General features: G+C 36.6%; 20 protein-coding genes, 1 pseudogene and 1 other annotated feature. Of the genes and pseudogenes, 9 read left to right on the forward strand and 12 right to left on the reverse strand.

Going from position 1 to position 20010, the window contains the following annotated elements:
• Nucleotides 1-39: 39 nt before the first annotated feature.
• A pseudogene (locus RBB48_RS05900) lies at nt 40-234 on the reverse strand (methionine--tRNA ligase); the annotation flags it as partial.
• A gap of 304 nt (nt 235-538) precedes the next feature.
• On the reverse strand, nt 539-1894 hold the full coding sequence (locus tag RBB48_RS05905; RefSeq protein ID WP_098133961.1) for an RNA-guided endonuclease TnpB family protein: 1356 nt from the start codon (nt 1892-1894) through the stop codon (nt 539-541).
• A 402-nt stretch (nt 1895-2296) separates the two neighbouring features.
• Nucleotides 2297-2567, reverse strand: a binding site (T-box leader).
• 172 nt (nt 2568-2739) lie between these two features.
• On the opposite strand from RBB48_RS05905, the gene RBB48_RS05910 reads away from it, so the two are divergent.
• The 4 genes from RBB48_RS05910 (at nt 2740) to RBB48_RS05925 (ending at nt 8017) form a co-directional block, all read left to right on the forward strand.
• A complete protein-coding gene (locus RBB48_RS05910; protein ID WP_088064756.1) occupies nt 2740-3558 on the forward strand; it encodes a class I SAM-dependent methyltransferase in 819 nt (272 codons plus the stop codon).
• Nucleotides 3559-3969: 411 nt separating this feature from the next.
• On the forward strand, nt 3970-5664 hold the full coding sequence (locus tag RBB48_RS05915; protein WP_088064757.1) for a methyl-accepting chemotaxis protein: 1695 nt from the start codon (nt 3970-3972) through the stop codon (nt 5662-5664).
• A 226-nt stretch (nt 5665-5890) separates the two neighbouring features.
• The gene (locus RBB48_RS05920; protein ID WP_088064758.1) at nt 5891-7582 is read left to right on the forward strand and encodes a methyl-accepting chemotaxis protein; all 1692 of its coding nucleotides are present in this window, start codon (nt 5891-5893) and stop codon (nt 7580-7582) included.
• A 117-nt stretch (nt 7583-7699) separates the two neighbouring features.
• Nucleotides 7700-8017, forward strand: a complete 318-nt coding sequence (locus RBB48_RS05925; protein WP_000082523.1) for a metal-sulfur cluster assembly factor — start codon at nt 7700-7702, stop codon at nt 8015-8017.
• A 195-nt stretch (nt 8018-8212) separates the two neighbouring features.
• On the opposite strand, the gene nprB is transcribed toward RBB48_RS05925, so the two are convergent.
• From nprB to RBB48_RS05960, 7 genes are all read right to left on the reverse strand, one after another.
• Nucleotides 8213-9862: a neutral protease NprB gene (gene nprB, locus RBB48_RS05930; RefSeq protein WP_142291828.1), complete on the reverse strand. Its 1650-nt coding sequence runs from the start codon at nt 9860-9862 to the stop codon at nt 8213-8215.
• Between the two features lie 159 nt (nt 9863-10021).
• Nucleotides 10022-10717: a pirin family protein gene (locus RBB48_RS05935; RefSeq protein WP_088064759.1), complete on the reverse strand. Its 696-nt coding sequence runs from the start codon at nt 10715-10717 to the stop codon at nt 10022-10024.
• 51 nt (nt 10718-10768) lie between these two features.
• Nucleotides 10769-11179: a MarR family winged helix-turn-helix transcriptional regulator gene (locus tag RBB48_RS05940; protein WP_088064760.1), complete on the reverse strand. Its 411-nt coding sequence runs from the start codon at nt 11177-11179 to the stop codon at nt 10769-10771.
• Between the two features lie 112 nt (nt 11180-11291).
• Nucleotides 11292-11726, reverse strand: coding sequence for a DUF3920 family protein (locus RBB48_RS05945; protein ID WP_306007461.1), 435 nt, complete (start codon nt 11724-11726; stop codon nt 11292-11294).
• Between the two features lie 128 nt (nt 11727-11854).
• Entirely contained in the window at nt 11855-12457 is a 603-nt protein-coding gene (gene uptA / locus RBB48_RS05950; RefSeq protein WP_088064761.1) for an undecaprenyl phosphate transporter UptA, read from the reverse strand.
• Between the two features lie 79 nt (nt 12458-12536).
• Nucleotides 12537-13736, reverse strand: a complete 1200-nt coding sequence (locus RBB48_RS05955; protein ID WP_088064762.1) for a cation:proton antiporter — start codon at nt 13734-13736, stop codon at nt 12537-12539.
• Nucleotides 13737-14234, reverse strand: a complete 498-nt coding sequence (locus RBB48_RS05960) for a cation:proton antiporter regulatory subunit (protein ID WP_001026071.1) — start codon at nt 14232-14234, stop codon at nt 13737-13739.
• Between the two features lie 409 nt (nt 14235-14643).
• On the opposite strand from RBB48_RS05960, the gene RBB48_RS05965 reads away from it, so the two are divergent.
• The 3 genes from RBB48_RS05965 (at nt 14644) to RBB48_RS05975 (ending at nt 17731) form a co-directional block, all read left to right on the forward strand.
• Nucleotides 14644-16077 (forward strand): alanine/glycine:cation symporter family protein, encoded by a 1434-nt coding sequence (locus RBB48_RS05965; protein WP_088064763.1) that lies wholly within the window; start codon nt 14644-14646, stop codon nt 16075-16077.
• A 337-nt stretch (nt 16078-16414) separates the two neighbouring features.
• Nucleotides 16415-16855 carry a Dps family protein gene (locus tag RBB48_RS05970; RefSeq protein ID WP_001041898.1) on the forward strand — a complete coding sequence of 147 codons (441 nt, stop codon included), beginning with the start codon at nt 16415-16417 and terminating at the stop codon, nt 16853-16855.
• A gap of 678 nt (nt 16856-17533) precedes the next feature.
• On the forward strand, nt 17534-17731 hold the full coding sequence (locus RBB48_RS05975) for a hypothetical protein (protein ID WP_000656314.1): 198 nt from the start codon (nt 17534-17536) through the stop codon (nt 17729-17731).
• A 16-nt stretch (nt 17732-17747) separates the two neighbouring features.
• Here the strand turns inward: RBB48_RS05975 and RBB48_RS05980 are convergent, their stop codons facing one another.
• Nucleotides 17748-18029 (reverse strand): hypothetical protein, encoded by a 282-nt coding sequence (locus RBB48_RS05980; RefSeq protein WP_088064764.1) that lies wholly within the window; start codon nt 18027-18029, stop codon nt 17748-17750.
• A gap of 118 nt (nt 18030-18147) precedes the next feature.
• Entirely contained in the window at nt 18148-18726 is a 579-nt protein-coding gene (locus RBB48_RS05985) for an LOG family protein (protein ID WP_046955625.1), read from the reverse strand.
• Nucleotides 18727-18799: 73 nt separating this feature from the next.
• Between RBB48_RS05985 and RBB48_RS05990 the strand changes: the two genes are divergently transcribed.
• Nucleotides 18800-19123, forward strand: coding sequence for a MazG nucleotide pyrophosphohydrolase domain-containing protein (locus RBB48_RS05990; protein WP_000355764.1), 324 nt, complete (start codon nt 18800-18802; stop codon nt 19121-19123).
• 53 nt (nt 19124-19176) lie between these two features.
• Nucleotides 19177-19683, forward strand: coding sequence for a ferritin (locus RBB48_RS05995; protein WP_046955624.1), 507 nt, complete (start codon nt 19177-19179; stop codon nt 19681-19683).
• Nucleotides 19684-19708: 25 nt separating this feature from the next.
• Here RBB48_RS05995 and RBB48_RS06000 read toward each other — a convergent pair whose 3' ends face one another.
• Entirely contained in the window at nt 19709-19942 is a 234-nt protein-coding gene (locus RBB48_RS06000) for a hypothetical protein (protein ID WP_088064765.1), read from the reverse strand.
• Between the last annotated feature and the right edge of the window lie 68 nt (nt 19943-20010).

Below are 20010 nucleotides of genomic sequence, written 5' to 3' on the forward strand. Positions count from 1 at the left end.
AAAGACCTTTCATGTATTTGAAAGGTCTTTTTCTCTATCTCACTTTACCGCTCCATACAGCTTTTCTATTTCATGCTCAATTTGTTTTACATCGATTCGTTCAAATAGTGGCTGCACACTATCAATTCTATTCGGCAACGTGTTTTGAGGCTCCCAATTTCGGTTCACAATCGATAATATGTTTCTAACTCTTTCACTTGAAAATGGTAAAAACGGTTCAAGGAGATTTGCATACGGCCAAGCGCCTCCAGTCAACTACCCCCACTGAGATGAAATATTTCAGTGGGGGCTTGAGTTAGAACGCTAGGTCTTTTCGTCTATCGCTAGACAGTTTGACGCTCTAGCATTCATGCCCCCTTATGGTAACACCCCAAGTATGTTTTTGGTTGGTACTGGCAACGAGCGATTGTTTTCCCACTTGCACCACCCTTTCGAAAAAGAGCAGTTCTTCCTTGCAGAAGAAGCCACCACTCAGATGAACCTGGCGTGTGCTACAAGCCCCGACAAATCGAGTACACATGGATGGTTGACGCACCCACTAAGCTATGCGCGAAGCAACAGCCTTACGTTTTTGCACTTCTAATAGAATCGGCGTTTTCACCTTGAGATTGTCGTCCAATTCTACAACTTTTGATTTTTGCAATGTATTCAGCGCACCATTAATATCAGCATGGATACATGTTCCTGCTTTACTTTGGTACAGACCACGAGTGGTTCGTTTGCCGCTAAAGCGATACTGAGTCCTATCATCCTTAGACCAAACTGGAACCCTATCTTTGTCTAGGAAACTGGCTTTTGAAGTATAGCTTTCTTCTTGTTTTAAAAAGCGAATGCCTTCTTTTACACATTTATTCTCAATCGCTGCAATCAGTTTATGAAATGGGATTTGAACAAACTTTTGATTATTCTTTTTTCCCATATCAGATTTTTGTTTCCAACCCGTGTTATACCCTACGACAATAGTATCTATATCGAATGCTTTCACTTTTTTGAACAACAAGCCTACCGTTTGTGAAATATAACCATTTATTTGTCGTTCTCGTTTATGCCAAAGTGCAGCGATTTTATTCGTTACAATGCGTTTGGAAATTCCATTCTCCATATTTTTCTGTTGCAGATTACGTATCATTTTATTGAAGTACTGGTTAATAGATTTTAATTTTTTCCCATCAATTAAAAATGTATCACCTGTATTTGTCACGCAACTTACTAATCTGTCTACACCTAAATCGCAACTCAAAGCGTTACTAGTAGTCGTGGGTGGTTTCTTCATTTGAGAAACGTGCATTTCATATGTGTAATGCACCTCAAAGAACCGACCTTTTTGCTTCGGTACAATCTCAATGTAGGAGATTTTTTTATTTCTTAAGTTCTTTGGCATACGTATTTTAATGGAACCGAATTTTTTTCTAAATGCAACATTCATTGGAATCATCCAATACCCATTATCATCTACTTTTGGCACTTGATAGATTTCAATAATTCGTTTATCAGTTGAACGAGAATAATTCGGAAACTTAGGACGACCTGTGAATGTTTCAGGTTTTTTCTTCCACTGTTCCAACGCTTTAAAAAAGCTCTTCACTTCTGTAAATAAGGCTCTACGAATGGCTTGAACAGAGTTTGATTGAACGCCCGAGTAGTTCATATCGGCTTGCATGGCAGTGTCCACTTCTTTTACAGTAGCCATCTTGTTATTATTCAAGTAACTTTGTTTAATCGTGTACAATCCAACATTTCGCAACGCTTTTGAGCTATGTGACATGCGCTGCAGTAAACGAAATTCTTTAGCTGTGAGACAAGCTCGTCCGATATTCTGTTTCTGGGTGAATCGTTGTATTGTTTCTCTTTTCTTTTGTTTACGTAATACCTTCACTGCTTTCTTTTTAGCCATTGTTTTCACCACCTTTCTTAGAGAGTTCATTAAAATTTTTTTTGACAAATCAATATTTGGAACGGAACAAAATATGAACATGGTCTTCATCGTAATTCCTTTTGGCTCAAGTAACCGAATGATTATTATTATCCAATTTCGTTGTCTTACGATATATTCCCTCCTTATCTAAGGGCAGATTATATCGTAAGACAAAAAGAAACAAATATTCGCTCTCAAAAAATTGTTATGAACGAAACAAAAGTGTTTGGTCTACCTTCTGACGGCAATTCATCTCTACCTGAATTATTGGGTTTCACCCGTAACACAAATCAAATGGAGTCTTCTTGCCGAAAAGAATAAAAATACTCATCTTACATTCCTCCTTTTAAATATAAAAAAGCCCGCCCTTATCTTAAAAAAGATAAGGGCGGGGCTGTATAAACAGTCGCGGTACCACCTTATTTCGCCAATTACTCACATAATTAACCTTAACAAGTACGGAGCTATATGCTCTTATACTGTGGTTTTGATAACGAGTACCAACTCTCGTCGCCGCCTACTATTATCATTTGATAAGTTCAAGACGAAGCTCAAAGGCCATTGTTCAAATGAATATTCTTGCTTCTTCTCAGCTACCGAAGCTCTCTGGAAAGAATGGTTTCATCCTACTTTTCCTTTTCAACGCTTTTTATATAAAGTGAAACTTTAATCAGTGGGGGTTTTGTTCATCCCCCACTGATTATTAGTTGAACCAATCGGGCTTTTACGACTTAATCACTGAAAAATCAAACTTTTATTCAGGAAGAAAAGGAAATCCTATCCCCCTGCCGAATAACTATACTTTCACAAAAGGAGTGATACGATTGAATCAAAAACAACTAAGCACACGTAATGAAAAAAGCTGGAATGCAGCCGCTTATGAAGCTTGGACGAATCGCCACGGGGCACCAGCCGATTATGCAAAAAAGCTTATGGAAGATCCCGTGCGCGAGGTAGATCACTATTTACCTTACATACAATCTCCAAAAGGAAAACATATTATTAATTTACTCGGTTCAAAAGGCAATAAAGCCGTTGCTCTTGCTCTTTTAGGAGCAGACGTAACAGTTGTTGATATTTCGGCAAGTAATGCAAAATATGCAAATGAACTTGCGGAAGCAGCAGGTGTCTCTATCCAGTATGTCGTTTCTGATGTACTAAATGTGCAGCTCTCCGAATCATTTGATATCGTATTACTGGAACTTGGTGTACTCCATTACTTTCTAGATTTAAAACCGCTCTTTCAAAAAATTGCTACCTTTCTTAAAGGAGATGGAACGCTTATCCTTCGTGACTATCATCCTGTTTACACGAAATTATTAGGAGTAGACCACCCATCATTTCGGGCCAATGGAAATTATTTCGATGAAGAATTGATTGAAGATGATGTTGCTTATAGCATCCTTCTGACAGAAGCGCAGAAAGAATCATTACCTAAAACAACCATCCGTCGCTGGACGCTAGGAGAAATTATTACAACACTTGCGGAAGAACATTTTAAAATTGAAAAACTAGTTGAAGAACACGGGTCTCATCAAAGGTGGGTCTTCCCTCCTACTGCACCGGAAGAAATTGAAGATCGTGTGCCTGGTTTATATACATTAATTGCGACAGCATGCAAAAAAGGATCCCTTCACGGATAGGATCCTTTTTGCATGCTCACGCATATAAGTTGAGGTTGGAGATTACCATAATTCTGTAGAATAGGACACAAGATATTTCAACATTTCGTCTCTGACTTACGTCGTCAAAAAGGGGTATGACCAACATAACGAAGAGTAATGTTACAGTTGATACTGATAATCGTTATCAACTAATTAGAAGTATACATGATGTTATTTCAAATTACAATAGCATTTCTCATTTTTATTTATGAACTTTTTGATATACAAATGTATACATTTTAAGAACATTTACTCATATTAATCTGCCATCTTCCATTATCTGCTATAATTTTCATTGAACAGATTAATAACTTCATAATGATGTTTTTATTAATGTCGTTCTTTATATTTATAAATCATAATAAATAGTTTTTAAAGGCAGGGGTAACGATGAAATATGTTAGTATTCGCAAAAAACTACTGTTCACACTCTTAAGCATTTCTTCTTTATTTAGTATTGCTCTTATTGTTATTCTTTCATTCGCTATGAACCAAGCAAGCGAAATTGAAACGTTAAAAAATGATGTATCAAAACGAGCAACAATTTTAAAAGAACGTGGTGATTGGTTCCAAGCACAAGTTGCCGGTTTACAAGAATATTTACTGTCACATGATCAAAAAGGATTGGATAAATTCAACCGGGAAGGAAAAAAACTTGCTGATACTAGAGAGAAGGTAACAAGTGATAAAAAACTCCCTGAAGGAATGAAAGAAGCGATTTTAATGGGCGCAAAATGGCGAAGCGTCATAGATAATGAAGTCCTCCCTCTCGCTCGCGAAGGAAAATGGGACGAAGCATCCAAAATCGCTTTAGCTCAAACCGATTATGTAAACGATCTTTTAAGTCGTTTTACTAAATATGCAAATGAAGAAAATGATAAACGTGACGCATTAATTGCTGACGTAGAGTCTTCTTCATCTCTTATTCAATATATTATTTTCTTCTCACTCATTACATGTACGTTAACATCTATTTTATTAGCATGGTGGTTCTCTGGTAAACTCGTTAAACCGATACGACAAATTGATGAGAAATTAAAAGAATTAGCTTCTCAAGACGGCGATTTAACTGCTAGATTACACGTAACGAGTAAAGATGAAATTGGTGATATCGCCAATTCCTTTAATCAAATGCTCGCTAACTTACAACGTATCATAAAACAAGTGCAACAAACATCCACAAGTGTAAAAGAAGCGTCTGAAAATGTGTTTATCGAAACCACTGCTTCTATGGAAAATACAGCAAAAACCGAAGAAACTATGAATGCTCTTGAGTATAATATTCGTTCACAAGTTTCAAGCATCGAAGAAAGTTCAACTGCAATGGACGATATGACAACGAGTGTTCAGCGTATTGCAGAATCTGCCTCCTCTGTTGCTAGCCTAGCTGTTACAACTTCAGAAAAAGCAGATAGTGGGAATAAAGTCATTGAGAAATCTATTACACAAATGCATACAATTAACGAAGCTGTTAACGCTACATCACAAGTAGTAGAGCGACTCATTACACATACGAATCATATTGATACTGCACTTCAATCCATTTCTAATATCGCGGAACAAACGAATTTACTCGCTTTAAATGCTTCAATTGAAGCAGCACGTGCTGGCGAACACGGAAAAGGATTCGCCGTTGTTGCCGATGAAGTACGAAAACTTGCTGAACAATCTCAGCTAGCAGCAACTGACATTAACCATTTACTTCATCAAATTCAAGCTGACACAAAAATAGCAAATGAAATGATGACACAAGGTCAGTCAGAGGCTTCGGAAGGGATTACAGTCATTCGTACCGCTGGATTTTCATTCTCGGAAATTGTTAACCACATTAATAAAGTCTCTACACAAATGCAAGAAATGTCTGCAACTGCTGAAGAAATGGCCGCAAGTTCAGAAGAAATGAATGCAGCTTTAAATAACATCGCCTCTATTTCAAATGAAGTTGCCGCCGAAACATCACAAACAGCAACTTCGGCTGGTGACCAAGTAAATAAAATGAGTGTCGTTGCTAAAAAAGCTTCTGAAATGAAAACGACCGTACAAGAACTTGAAGTTCTCGTTTCTCATTTCAAAACAAACGTTTAAAGCGAAACTTTCCTTTATACTTCTATGAGCTCCAAGTTGTTAAAAAGAGAGATTTACAGTCTCTCTTTTTTTAACCTTAAAATATCTCTTTCTATCTCTCATTACGTCTGCTATAATTCCTAGAGGAAAGAGGAAAGCTTTATTCCAGATGGAGTAAAGCTTTCTTTCGATTTTTTACATTAATTAATTCTAATACTAAGATTTCACAAAGGGGGCTTTTTATCATATGAATTTTATTAGCATTCGAAAAAAACTAATGTTCATGATGGGAACGATTTGCGCTTTATTTGGCATCGCCTTAGCTTTTATTTTATTTTTTGCTATTGACCAATCTCGTAAAGCTGAAACATTACAAAAAGAAATTTCTCCTCTAGCAACAGAATTGAAAGAGCGTGGAGACGCTTATCAAGTACAACTTTCTGCTTTAAGAGGTTATTTACTACAACACGATCAAGTAGAATTAGACAAGTTTAACGAGATGAGTAAACGTCTGGAGGATTCAAAAGATAAACTTCTTTCTAATCCAAATATTTCTCAATCCGTGAAAGATACAATGAATTTAGGGTCCACTTGGAGAAAATTTATTGAAGAAAAAGTCTTCATCCTTGCAAAAGAACAAAAGTGGGAAGAAGCTTTACAAGTAGCTTCTACAGAGAATGGCTCTGTTTATAAAGTAATTGGTGATTTCACAAATTACAGTAATGAACAAGCTAAGTTACGTGATCAATCTATCGAAAAAATTGATCAATCTTCACTACAAATTAAATATGTTATCTTCTTATCACTTGTTATTTGTATTATCGTAGCTATCATTCTTGCATGGTGGTTCTCTGGTAAACTTGTAAAACCAATTCAACAAATTGATAGTAAGCTAAAAGAATTATCATCTCAAGAAGGTGACTTAACAGCCCGCCTACAAGTAAATAGTAATGATGAAATTGGTACGATTGCAACATCATTTAATAAAATGTTAGAAAACCTACAACATATTATCAATCGTGTTCAAAAAACATCCGTAGAAGTACAAAACGCTTCTGAAAATATGCTAGAAAAGACGAATATATCACGCGAGGCAACAATAAGAGTTCAAAGCTCGATGTCTAGCTTAAATGCAAATATTCAATCGCAAGCCTCTAGTATGGAAGAAAGCTCAACTGCAATGGACGATATGACAGTAAGCGTTCAGCGTATTGCTGAATCTGCTTCATCTGTAACTGAACTTGCTGTAACTACATCTGAACAGGCTAACGATGGAAGTTCAGTTATTCAAAAATCCGTTTCCCAAATGACAACGATACACGACGCGGTAAATGCTACTTCAGAAGTGGTCGAACGTCTAATCACCCACACGAAATATATTGATACAGCTGTTCAATCTATTTCTAATATCGCAGAACAAACAAACTTACTTGCTTTAAATGCATCTATCGAAGCAGCTCGTGCTGGCGAACAAGGAAAAGGTTTTGCTGTCGTAGCTGACGAAGTTCGAAAACTTGCTGAACAATCTAAAACAGCGGCAACAGATATTAACCAACTACTACATCAAATTCAACAAGACACTGAAACTGCGAGCTCTATGATGTCCCAAGGCCGTTCGGAAGCATTTGAAGGCATTCATGTCATTCGTGAAGCCGGCAACTCTTTCACAACGATTGTGGAACAAGTAAATAAAGTATCTACTCAAATGCAAGACATCTCAGCAACCGCTGAGGAAATGGCTGCAAGCGCTGAAGAAATGAACGCTTCACTGAATAACATCGCTTCTATTTCGACTGAAGTATCTAGTGAAACAGCGACAACAGCACAATCTGCTGAGAAAAAAGTCATTACGATGAATGAAATGACACAAACTGCTAAACAAATGAAACAAACAGTTGAAGAATTAGATCAACTCGTATCTCATTTCAAAACTGAATAGCTTTCAAAAAATATTCCTCTTTCAAGAGGAATATTTTTTTGAGCTCATTCCCTGCATATTATATATATATCCGTTATAATGAGAACCGATATCATTAATATGTAGGGGGTGCTACACATGTCACAACAAGCATTTGAAGAAAAGTTATATGCAAACTTAGAAGCTGTTATTGATCCTGAACTAGGTGTTGATATTGTTAATCTTGGATTAGTTTATGACGTTACAGCAGATGAAAATAATAATGCTGTCATTACGATGACGATGACTTCTATCGGTTGTCCAATGGCTGGGCAAATTGTATCAGACGTTAAAAAAGTATTATCAACGAACGTACCTGAAGTCAATGAAATAGAAGTAAATGTCGTTTGGAATCCACCCTGGTCTAAAGAACGCATGTCACGTATGGCGAAAATCGCATTAGGTATTCGTGACTAAATAAAGTGAAACTTTAATCAGTGGGGGTTTTGTTCATCCCCCACTGACTATCAGCCCTCACCAATCGGGCTTTTACGGGCAGTTGATCCCCCACCTAACTTCTTTGCTTCCGCTGAATTTTGAGGTGGGGGTCTTACTGCCCGTTAATTCTGGATAAAGAAAGACCTGACATCCTAGTCAGGTCTTTTTCTCTTATTATTTTACGCCTACTGCATCATAAGCTTTCGTTACAGCTTGTACAGCTTTAGAGTTTTTACCATATAAATCTTCAGCTGACTGCAGAGCAGCTTGACGCATCATCTTAAAGTCAGAGTTCGCAGTTAAATATTTCGTAAGAGCACGGTAATAAATTTTTTCTGTCGCTTCACGGCCTACTCCAGTTACTTTCACACCGTAATGCTCTCCGCCATCAGATACTAAATATGCAGCTTTATTGTTAATACTACTGTTAATATGAACGCCGCCATTATCAGCTGTTCCAGTGTAGCGTTTATTGTAATGATCTGGGTAACCTTCACTTGGTTTTAATGGATTTGGAATAGATGCTGGATCTTTCAGAGAACGAAGTGCATCGCCAGGTTTTCCAGGTGTATAAATGTCAGCACCTAAATCCCAGCTCTTCTTCTCAACCATGACACCCATAATATCAGATAACGATTCATTTAACGCACCTGACTCATTTTTATAAACAAGGTTTGCTGTATGTTCAGTTACAGCATGCGTTAATTCATGACCGATAACATCTAGTCCAGCAGATAATGGAATGAATGTTTTTCCATCGCCATCACCATACATCATTTGTACACCGTTCCAAGCTGCGTTATTCCAGCTTTCTCCGACGTGAACAGTAGAAATAAGCTTCGCACCTTTATCATCGAAAGAGTTACGATTAAATGTCTTTTTGTAGTAATCGTATACTTTTCCTGCATTTACATGCGCATCAACCGCTGCTTTATCTTCGAAGAACTTAGATTTACTCTCAACCTCTTCTCCTGTATATCCAAGCCATTGTGAGAATAAATTAAACAAGTTTTCATCCATATTTTCTGCATCAAATGTGTGAACACCTTGTCCTCGTTTACCATCAAATAAGTTGAACGCTCCTGTTTTCTCATCTTGAGCAATTTCAAATGATTGTCTATCGCCCAATACTCCGTAACCAAATCCTGTAATGTGATCTACAGCGTTATATTTCTCAATCACATTTCCATTCGTTGCATCAACAAAATAATGCCAATATCCTGGAGCTGGTTTTGAAATCGATGCTTTAACTAAGTATGCAAGATAGTACTTCCCATCTTTTTCATACACAAATAAATCTTTTTTCACACCGTCATAATTCTTTACTTTACCAACTTCTTTTTCAATATCTGCCTTTGCAATCGTTTCAGCTTGCTCTGCACTAATATTTGCAAACGCAGGAATATTTTTATCCTCTAAATTCGGAATAACTTGTCCGAAGAATGCTTTTACATTATTTTCTTTATCAAGTGTAACAGTTTGATCTGAACCATACACAGGAATGTTATTATGCTTCTCAACTAACTTCACATGTGTCGTACCAGATTCAGCATCTTTTTCCTCTCCAACGACATTGAAGTGTTTATCAATATTTCCTGCTAATTTAAACATATCTTTCTTACTCTCTAAATATTGAAAGACCGTCTCTTTTTTATCTAGTCCTTCCGGTGCTTTCCATTCTTCACCTATGTATGCAGGTGTTTTAAATTCTTGATGATATTGAATTTTTTGTTCTTCCGCTTTCGTTGTCGTTGCTCCAAATGCTCCAAATCCTCCGGCTATAACAGTTAACGCTAATGCTGATGAAATGACTTGCTTTTTCACTATAACATTCCCCATTCCCATAAAGATTTTTGACACTTTTATACAATTCTTATTTTCCGGGCCAATACCTTTTTCTAAATATTGAGAAAGTTTTTTCTGACAATTCCACTCAAAAAAAGAGGACATCCATTCGATGTCCTCTTTTCCATAAACATTCTATTATTTTTTCAATTCGATTGCTAAATAGTGTGATCGTTCTTTCGCTTCAATATGAATATCCTCTTCTATCGCTTCTGCTGCATCACGCATAACAAGATTTTCACCATTTATTACACTACTCCCTTCAATTTGTACAAGGTACAATTGACGGCCTTCTTGCACCGGAAAATGAATTTCTTTTCCAGCATCTAACGATAAAGAATATAAATTCGCATCTTGGTGAATACGAATTGGTGCCTCTCCTTCTACTGGAGATACCATATGGAACCATTCATTTTCACGCTTACTCCAATCAAATGTAAACTCACCATAGTTTGGTTTATGATCCGCACGATCTGGTAAAATCCAAATTTGTAATAAACGTAGTGTTTCATTTCCTAAATTATGCTCGCTATGAAATACACCTGTGCCAGCACTCATATATTGAACATGTCCTCGCTCAATTGTTCCGCGGTTCCCCATGCTATCCTCATGTGTTAAAGCACCATCTACAACGTACGAAATGATTTCCATATCACGGTGCGGATGCATATCAAAACCAGTTTGTGCCGCTACTAGGTCATCATTAATTACACGCAATGCTCCAAAGTTCATATTATTCGGGTTATAGTAATTCGCAAAGGAAAAATGAAAATGTGTATTTAACCAACCGTGATTTGCTCTTCCCATATTTTTATGATCAACTTTTCTAAACATATCCTTCACCTCATATTATCTCGAATTCAAGATTTATTTTTAAAATTTTTCTCACTGTAATTTTTTTAGTAATTGTAATAATTGATGTTGTTCTTCTACATTTAAATTTTGAAACTGCTCCGCTTGGAACGTTTCTTGAGGCGGGACGATTTCTTCATATAAAGCTTCTCCCTTTTCTGTTAACGAAATATATTTTGTAGTACCTTCTTGTTCACGATGAATCCACTCCAGCTGCTCCATTTTATTTAATAGCTGCGTGATATTTCCCTTCGTAACAAATAGTTTATTTCCGAGCTCTTGCTGCGTTAGACGATTATGTCCTCCAACTTGAGCTAGCACATCAAACTGAGCGGCAGATACATTCCATTCTTTCAAATGCTGATTCGTCTCACGAATACTTTTGTTATAAAAACGTGATAAACGAAACCATAATAGTAATCCGAGTCTATCTTCTGTCTTCATTCTATCACCTCGCTCATTTCATACCATTAGTTTAGAACTAAACTTTATAAAAGTCAATCACTTACTTTTAGTAATTAATAAAGAAAGCACAGTGCCATTTCTCCACTATGCTTTACATTAACTTTCTATTTTTATATTCATCTAACTTCCTCTCCGCGAACTTTCTCGCATCTTTCTCAATCCATCTATCTTCGTACAATTCACTTCCAACATACAATACTTCCCTCTTATGCTGCATCGCATGGCGAAATTCATGCAGTAGTGTTTTGAGCACCTGCTCATACTCTTCCCATATGCAAACAAAAATTAATTGTTTTTCTTTATGATAAAAACCACCTACTGGGAATAAGAATTCCTCTTCTTCTTCTCCTAATGATAGAAGCACATGATTCGCATCACACGTATCACAAAAAATAACTGGTGTTTTACATACTTCAATCAGTGAAAACAAATCATCTCTAAGCCTTTTGATATCCCAAGGAAGCTCCGAATCCAACACATACCAATTCTCCACCTGTTGATATACATTTTGAAACTGGAGTTCCATTTTTCTATAATCCCCTTTCCAAACTCCCTTTTCCTATATGTATGCCACAATATGTAAAATATTAAACCTACTCTTTCCCCTTTCGAAAAATGACAATAAAAAAGAATCTATGTCAGCATAGATTCTTTTTACGTAATCACTTTTTTTTTCATCATTTTTTTTAATACAAAGTAACCAATTGTACAAACAATAGCAGCAAGTGCAAAGTATTTCACATATGGCCCAGCGACTTTATTAATACTTTCCCACTCTCTTCCTAATTTAAAACCTAAATATACAAATACAATTGACCACGGAATAACAGCTAATGTAGTTAGCGTAATAAACTTAGCATGTGACATTTTTGCAATCCCTGCTGGTATCGAAATAGCATGACGCACAACAGGAATAAAACGCGCTGTAAAAATAACGCCAGTTCCGTAACGATTAAACCAATCTTCAGCATAATCAATATGTTTCTTTTGAATTAAAATATATTTTCCATATCGCTCAAGGACGGGTCTTCCTCCGTATCGACCGATCCAATAAATGAATAATTGTGCGATTACACCACCAATTGTACCGAACGCGACAGCGCCCCAAAACGTAATGCTTCCTGTTGATACTAAATAACCTGCATAAGACAATACGATTTCACTCGGAATAACCTCTAACATCAATCCAAGCATAATTCCCCAATAACCAAGTCCTTCTAGAAAAACTAAAACGGAATGAATCAACTCTCCTAACATTATGTACCTCTCTTTACTTTTTTCATTGCAAAAAATAAAAGTACAAGCAGTAAATATCTTGTACTTTTATTTTTTAAAATTAGCTAGTCTTCGTATCCCACTTAAAGATTTTATTTAAAAATTTATATACATTCTTTGACTCTTTCGTCAGAAGTGGACCTAAGATGGATAGTATAAGCACGTATAGTGCCGAGAATGGTTTCAAGACTGACATTAAACCACCGGCGATTCCGATATTGGCCATAATGATGGAGAATTCTCCTCTTGAAACGATTGTTAATCCAATATTTGTTGACGCTTTATGAGATAATCCAGCTTGTCGCCCTGCAATCATTCCTGCAATAAAGTTACCGATGATTGTAAGAAGGACAGCACCTAACGTTAACCATATCGCTCCGCCTAATGAAAACGGATCAATGCTTAATCCGAAACTAAAGAAGAAAATAGCTCCGAAAAAGTCTCTAAATGGAACAACGAGATGCTCAATTCTGTCACTATGCTCTGTCTCAGAGAAAACTAATCCTAAAAGAAGTGCTCCAATTGCTTCGGCAACGTGAATTGTTTCCGAGAAACCTGCAATAAAGAATAACGAAGCAAATACTACAATAATGAAAATTTCATCTGAACTAATATTGAGCAATTTATTTAATAACGGCGTCGCCTTTCTAGCTACAATAAAGAATAGAAGCATGTATCCTAGAGCAATTCCAATTGAAGTAAGAGCACCTAGGAAGGAAGCATGATCCCCTAGAACTAAACCAGAGACAACTGATAAATATACAGCAAGGAATATATCTTCAAACATAATAATTCCTAAAATTAATTCGGTCTCATTATTACCAGTTCTTCTTAAGTCCACTAACACCTTTGCAACGATAGCGCTAGAAGAAATCGTAATAATACCCGCAATAATTAAGATTTCTAGTAAAGGGAATCCCATTATAAATCCGTATAATAACCCAAGTGAAAAGTTAATTAAAATATAGATCGTTCCGCCAATCGCAATAGAACGTCCAGATTTTATTAGTTTTTTCATCGAAAACTCAAGTCCTAGATAAAACAGAAGGAACAGAACCCCAATCCGTCCAAGGAAGGAAATGACACTTGCACTTTCAATAAACTTGAAATCGATAACACCTATTGTCGGCGCGTGTGGCCCTACTAACATTCCAAGAACAATTAGAAACGGAATTACTGAGAATTTAAACTTTCCAGCAATTACTGCCGCAATTGCAACTAATACTAACGCTGTACCAACTTCAAAAATTAACGTATCCATCTAGTCAGTCCCCCTATTCGAAAGTAACTCATTAATAATCTTTTTAATTTCTTCTCTCTCGCCTGAAACTACAAGCATATCGCCTTCTTCAATTACCGTTTCTGGCCCTGGATTAAATAATTTTTTCATATTCTTTTTCATAACTGCAATGATCGTTACGCTATATGTTTTTCTTATTTCAAGATCACCGATTGTTTTTCCAAGCGCTGGAGCAGCATTCTCTACTTTAAACCACTCAATCGCTAAACCTTCAAAGACCATTTCAACATTTTCTAATGCTCTAGGCTTGTATACCATTCCACCTAATATTGCTGCAATTTGTCTTGCCTCTGAGTCACGTAATGAAATACTTGAGATGCTTTCTTCATGATCTGAATCAAAATGATACATTTCTCTACGTCCATCATCATGAATAACAATCACCATCTTTTCGTTACCTTTCGTAACGATTTGAAACTTATAACCAATACCCGGAAGTTCACTTTCTCTAATATTCATATTTAGCTCCTCCATAACTTCTTTATTTAAATTTTCTGTTTTTCTGTCTTTTGTTCATTAAATCAATTTTAGAAATTCTAACCATTCAGGATACCTGTGACTTGGAAATCTTTTATTGTAATAATAAGTGGCTCCTAAAAAGATACTTAAAGATGTAATGATAAAAAATATATTACTTCTCATTTTCAAACTTTTAAGGCTTACTTTCAATAAAGTTTCTTCTTTCAAATTATCCCCTCTTTCTCGCTTTACATTTAGTTTTTTAAAATGTAAATAATTCTAAAAATATTACGATGTAACATAATCATAACACAAAATATGTTTATGTAACATAATTTTTTAGAAAAATTGATTCTCGTATATTTTTTGCATATAATTTTCTTATTACGGAAAAAAGGAAGTGTATTATATGGTTGATATCTTTAGCAGATTCCTTGAGGTAACGAATAATATTTTATGGTCATATATTCTTATTGCAATGCTAATCGGCTTCGGTCTTTATTTCTCTTTCAAATTAAAATTCGTCCAAATTACTCATTTCCGTGAGATGGTCAGTTTAATTAGTAAAGGGTTTAATCGAAAAGAAAAAAAGAAAGATAGCATCTCTCCATTCCAAGCATTTTGCTTAAGTGCAGCAGCGCGCATTGGTATCGGAAATTTAGCTGGTGTAGCATTAGCCATTTCAATGGGTGGACCTGGTGCAATATTTTGGATGTGGTTTATCGCAATTATCGGAGCAGCTACTAGTTTCGTAGAATGTACGCTCGCGCAAATTTATAAAGTAAAAGATGGCAGCAGGTTCCGTGGTGGACCAGCATATTACATGGAAAAAGGATTAAACAAACGCTGGATGGGTGTTTGGTTCTCACTTCTTATTACAGTTGCGTACGGATTAATCTTCAATTCAGTACAAGCAAATACGGTAACAATAGCGTTTGAAAATGCTTTTGGATTAGAGCGAACGATCGTAGGAGCTCTATTAGCTTTATTAGTTGCAGTTATTATTTTCGGTGGTATCAAGAGCATTTCACGTATTACAGAAATGATTGTTCCTCCAATGGCAATTATTTATATTGGTGTGGCAATTTTTGTCGTTATTAACAACTTCACTATGTTACCAAGCATTTTTATGGAAATATTTAATGGTGCATTCGGTTTAGACCAAGCTATCGCTGGTGGTATTGGAGCAGCAATCAAGTTCGGAATTCAGCGTGGTCTATTCGCGACAGAAGCAGGTATGGGTAGTTCTCCTAACGCAGCAGCAACATCAGATGTATCTCATCCTGTAAAACAAGGACTTGTTCAAGCATTAGGTGTTTTCGTGGACACATTCTTAGTATGTACATCAACAGCATTTATCGTATTATGTTCCGGACTGTACAAAGGAACAAATTTACAAGGTATTGAATTAACACAAAGTGCATTAAGTTCACAAATCGGACCGTGGGCAAGTACTTTCTTAGCGATCATTATTTTCCTATTCGCTTTCAGTTCTTTACTAGGAAACTACTATTATGGTGAAACAAACATCGCATTCATTAAAGAAAGCAAAACATGGTTACTGATTTATCGTGTTGCAGTTGTCGGAATGGTGTTCTTCGGATCTATCGCTGCCCTTCAAACAGTTTGGAGTTTAGCTGATTTCTTTATGGGACTAATGGTATTCACAAACTTAATTGCCATCTCATTCCTTAGCAAGTTTGCATACGCAGCTTTAGTAGACTATATAAAGCAAAAGAAACAAGGAAAAGATCCTGTCTTCGTTGCAAGTTCTATCCCTGGCTTACAGAATACAGAGTGTTGGGATGGACAGGATGTAGAAGAGAAACAGAAGGCTGTGTAATAATTAAAAGCGGAAGCGGCTCGTCCAGAATCGCAGGACATTGGAGCTCTCGACCTTGAAGCGCTTTTTGCTTCGAGCGAGAGAGCGAAATGACCGGAGATTCTAGCCGCTGGAGCTGGACATCATTAAAAGCGAAAGTGGCTCGTTTAGAACAAGAGCTATATATCAAAATAAAAATCCCTATTACTCCACAGTAATAGGGATTTTTATTTATAACAGTTCATAATTTGTTCAAATTAATTCCAGCAAAAGGGTTGATTTATACAAATTACTAGATTATAATTATTATAAATTAGTAATTGATATAACATAACAACTCAAAAGGAGATTGATCATAATGAACAAACAAGTAATCGAAGTATTAAACAAACAAGTAGCAGACTGGAGCGTTTTATTCACAAAATTACACAACTTCCATTGGTACGTAAAAGGACCTCAATTCTTCACATTACACGAGAAATTCGAAGAACTTTACACAGAGTCAGCTACTCACATCGACGAAATTGCAGAACGCATTTTAGCAATTGGCGGCAAACCAGTAGCAACAATGAAAGAATACTTAGAACTATCTTCTATTCAAGAAGCAGCATACGGCGAAACTGCAGAAGGAATGGTTGAATCAATTATGAAAGACTACGAAATGATGCTAGTCGAACTGAAAAAAGGCATGGAAATCGCTCAAAACTCTGATGACGAAATGACATCTGACCTACTATTAGGCATCTACACAGAACTAGAAAAACACGCTTGGATGCTACGCGCGTTCTTGAATCAATAATATATTTAAAAGCGGAAGCGGCTTGCTCAGAATCGCAGGGCATTGGAGCTCTCGACCTTGAAGCGCTTTTTACTTCGAGCGAGAGAGCGAAATGACCGGAGATTCTAGCCGCTGGAGCTGGATATTATGTAAAAGTGGAAGCGGCTCGTTCAGAACAGGAGGGTGTTGGAACTCCTGATTACGAGGCGCTTTTTGCCTCGAATGAAGGAGTGAAACAACCGACTGTTCTAGCCGCTGGAGCTGGATAATATTAAAAGCGGAGGTGACTTGCTCAGAACAAGAGGGCATTGGAGCTCCTGACGAAGAGGCGCTTTTTGCCTCACAGGAAGGCGCGAAATGACCGACTGTTCTAGTCACCGGAGCTGGATATCATTTAAAGCGGAAGCGGCTCGTTCAGAGTCGCTTTTTTCTATGGGGTTAATCGCGCATATCAGTACATGAAATTTATATCAGCGATTTTTGCATTATATCGGCGATTCCATCAAATATATCAGCGATTTTTCCAATATATCGACTTACCGACAAAACACGACAATATTAGCACCCCTCTCCTCTACTTTTATCAATATATTACAATCCCTTTTATGTTAAAATATAGGTAACATCCTTTAGTAAAATAGATCCAAAAAAGCTTTTCCATATTCATCATTTACTACTTAAATGGCGGGAGTGGTTCAGTTGAAAGACTACTTAATTAGAGCATTTTTTGCGTTAATAACAGTTGGGATTCTCTTACTTATAGCTAATATTTTCAATATACGTGTCGAGGTTAAAGACTATGCTTTCCTCGTTGTTGTAGCAATTGGTGGCGGCTGGGGTGGCTGGTACCTGTATAAAAAACAAAGTAATCAAAGTGATAAAGGCATTCCAAAGTAATACGGAATGCCTTCTTTTATTGCCGTCTATAATAAATAATAAAATTCAAACCGCTAATACAGCCAATTGCAATAAACATGCTAAAACTCTGTGCATCCCCAGCTAAATCATACTCATCAACGATAAACCCAGACATAAACAATGTTATCGCGGAAACACCGATACACAATATCGAAATAAACCAAAGCGAAAACTCATTAATTAGCTCTTTCTTCTGTGTTGAAACAATTAGCATAGCAAGAATAGACGCTGCTAAAATACTTTTAAAAACAGGACGTAAATACACAAACTCCTCCATCTATTTCTTCTTTTCCTAAAATATCACATCTTAACATTAACATATTTAACTAAATTAAAAACACATGCCTTTTCAAGATAAAATGACATGTGTTTCCAAAAACATCTATAAAATTGTATTATGATAGCTGCTTCCACTTCGTTCCTAAAACAGGACGCTCATAATTTTGGATTGCATGAATTAGTTTATCTGCCGTCTCAGCTGAAACGATCAACTCTTTATTTGATGGATTCATAAATCCTTCTTCTGCTGCACGTTCAACCATTTGCAAAATTGGTCCATAAAAGCCTTTTATGTTCAATAAACCAACCGGCTTATTATGTATACCAATTTGTGACCAACATACTACTTCAAATAGCTCTTCAAACGTTCCGTATCCGCCCGGTAATGCAATAAAAGCATCCGCAAGCTCTGCCATTTTCGCTTTGCGCTCGTGCATCGTTTCTACTTCAATTAATTCTGTTAGCCCTGTATGAACAATTTCTCCTCGGAATAGACCGCGCGGCATAACACCTGTTACACGTCCGCCTAAGCGAAGAACTTCGTTTGCCACTTCTCCCATTAATCCAACGCAAGAACCACCGTATACAAGCTCATAATCGTTCTCAACAAACATTTTTCCTAACGCTATTGCCTGCTCTTTAAATTCAGGCCTCTCCCCTAAGTTGGAACCTGCAAACACACAAATCTTTCTCATTCCTACACCCCGAAACTATATATTGTTATGATACAATGAATATTATACAACATATTGAAGGGATGAGGAAGAAATGGATATCGTCGCATTTCAAAGATGGGTGGAGGAATTTTACGAAAAACGAAGCTGGTCACAGTATAATTCCTTTATTCGCTTAAATTTCTTAACAGAGGAAGTCGGAGAAGTTTCACGCGTTGTTCGCGCAATCGAAATTGGCCGTGATCGTCCTGACGAAAAAGTGAAAACAGAAGAAGAACTAAAACAAGAGTTAAAAGAAGAACTTGGTGATGTACTATCTAATCTTATTATTCTTTCACAAAAATATGATTTAGATTTACAAGACATTATGGAGGCACACGTCACAAAGCTTTCGAAAAGGTTCGAAGTATCCAAATGAGAATATTATCAATTATGGTATAATGTTCTTGTCACAATACTAAGGGGGATTTTATGTTATCTAAAAAATTGCACGACGCATTAAACGATCAAATGAACTTTGAATTTTACTCTGCCCATGCTTATATGGCGATGGCTGCTTACTGTACGGCGGAGAGCTATGATGGATTCGCTAATTTTTTCCTTGTACAAGCTGAAGAAGAACGTTTCCACGCAATGAAGCTTTACAACTACATTAATGACCGCGGTGAGCGCGCTATTATTACTGGATTTGATAATCCAAATAACAAATACGAATCTGTACTGAACGCTTTTGAAGTGGCACTTGAGCACGAGCGTGAAGTAACGAAGCGTATTTACAACTTATCTGATATCGCTTGGGATGAGCGTGAGCATGCAACAATTACATTCTTAAAATGGTTCGTCGATGAGCAAGTAGAAGAAGAATCTTCATTCGATAGCATCATCCAAAAATTAAAACGTATTACAAGCGATTCAAACGCATTATTTATGCTAGACGCTGAATTAGAGAAACGTACATTTACGCCTCCAGCTGAATAGTATTTCAATCACCTTAATGAATGTATTAAGGTGATTTTTTTATTTCTTCTCTAAGCTGAATAACCCTCGCCAAATCCTTCTTATAAAGCCCTGAAACCTTTTCAACAAAGTTACTATTAGTAAAAGTCCCATCTCCTTCTTCTACTATGCTTAAATATCCATGTATAAACTTCAAAAACGCTCTAGCATCTTCTCCAGTTAAATGATTAATGTTCTCTATAATCTCATCAAACTCCCTTAAACTATCCGATTCTTTCACCCTAATTCCCCCTCTCTATATTATTTATCATACCAAAATAAAAAAGTCGTTCATCCCTCTAGGCGAGA

It is taken from the genome of Bacillus sp. MMSF_3353 (assembly GCF_030733445.1).
GTDB lineage: Bacteria > Bacillota > Bacilli > Bacillales > Bacillaceae_G > Bacillus_A > Bacillus_A wiedmannii.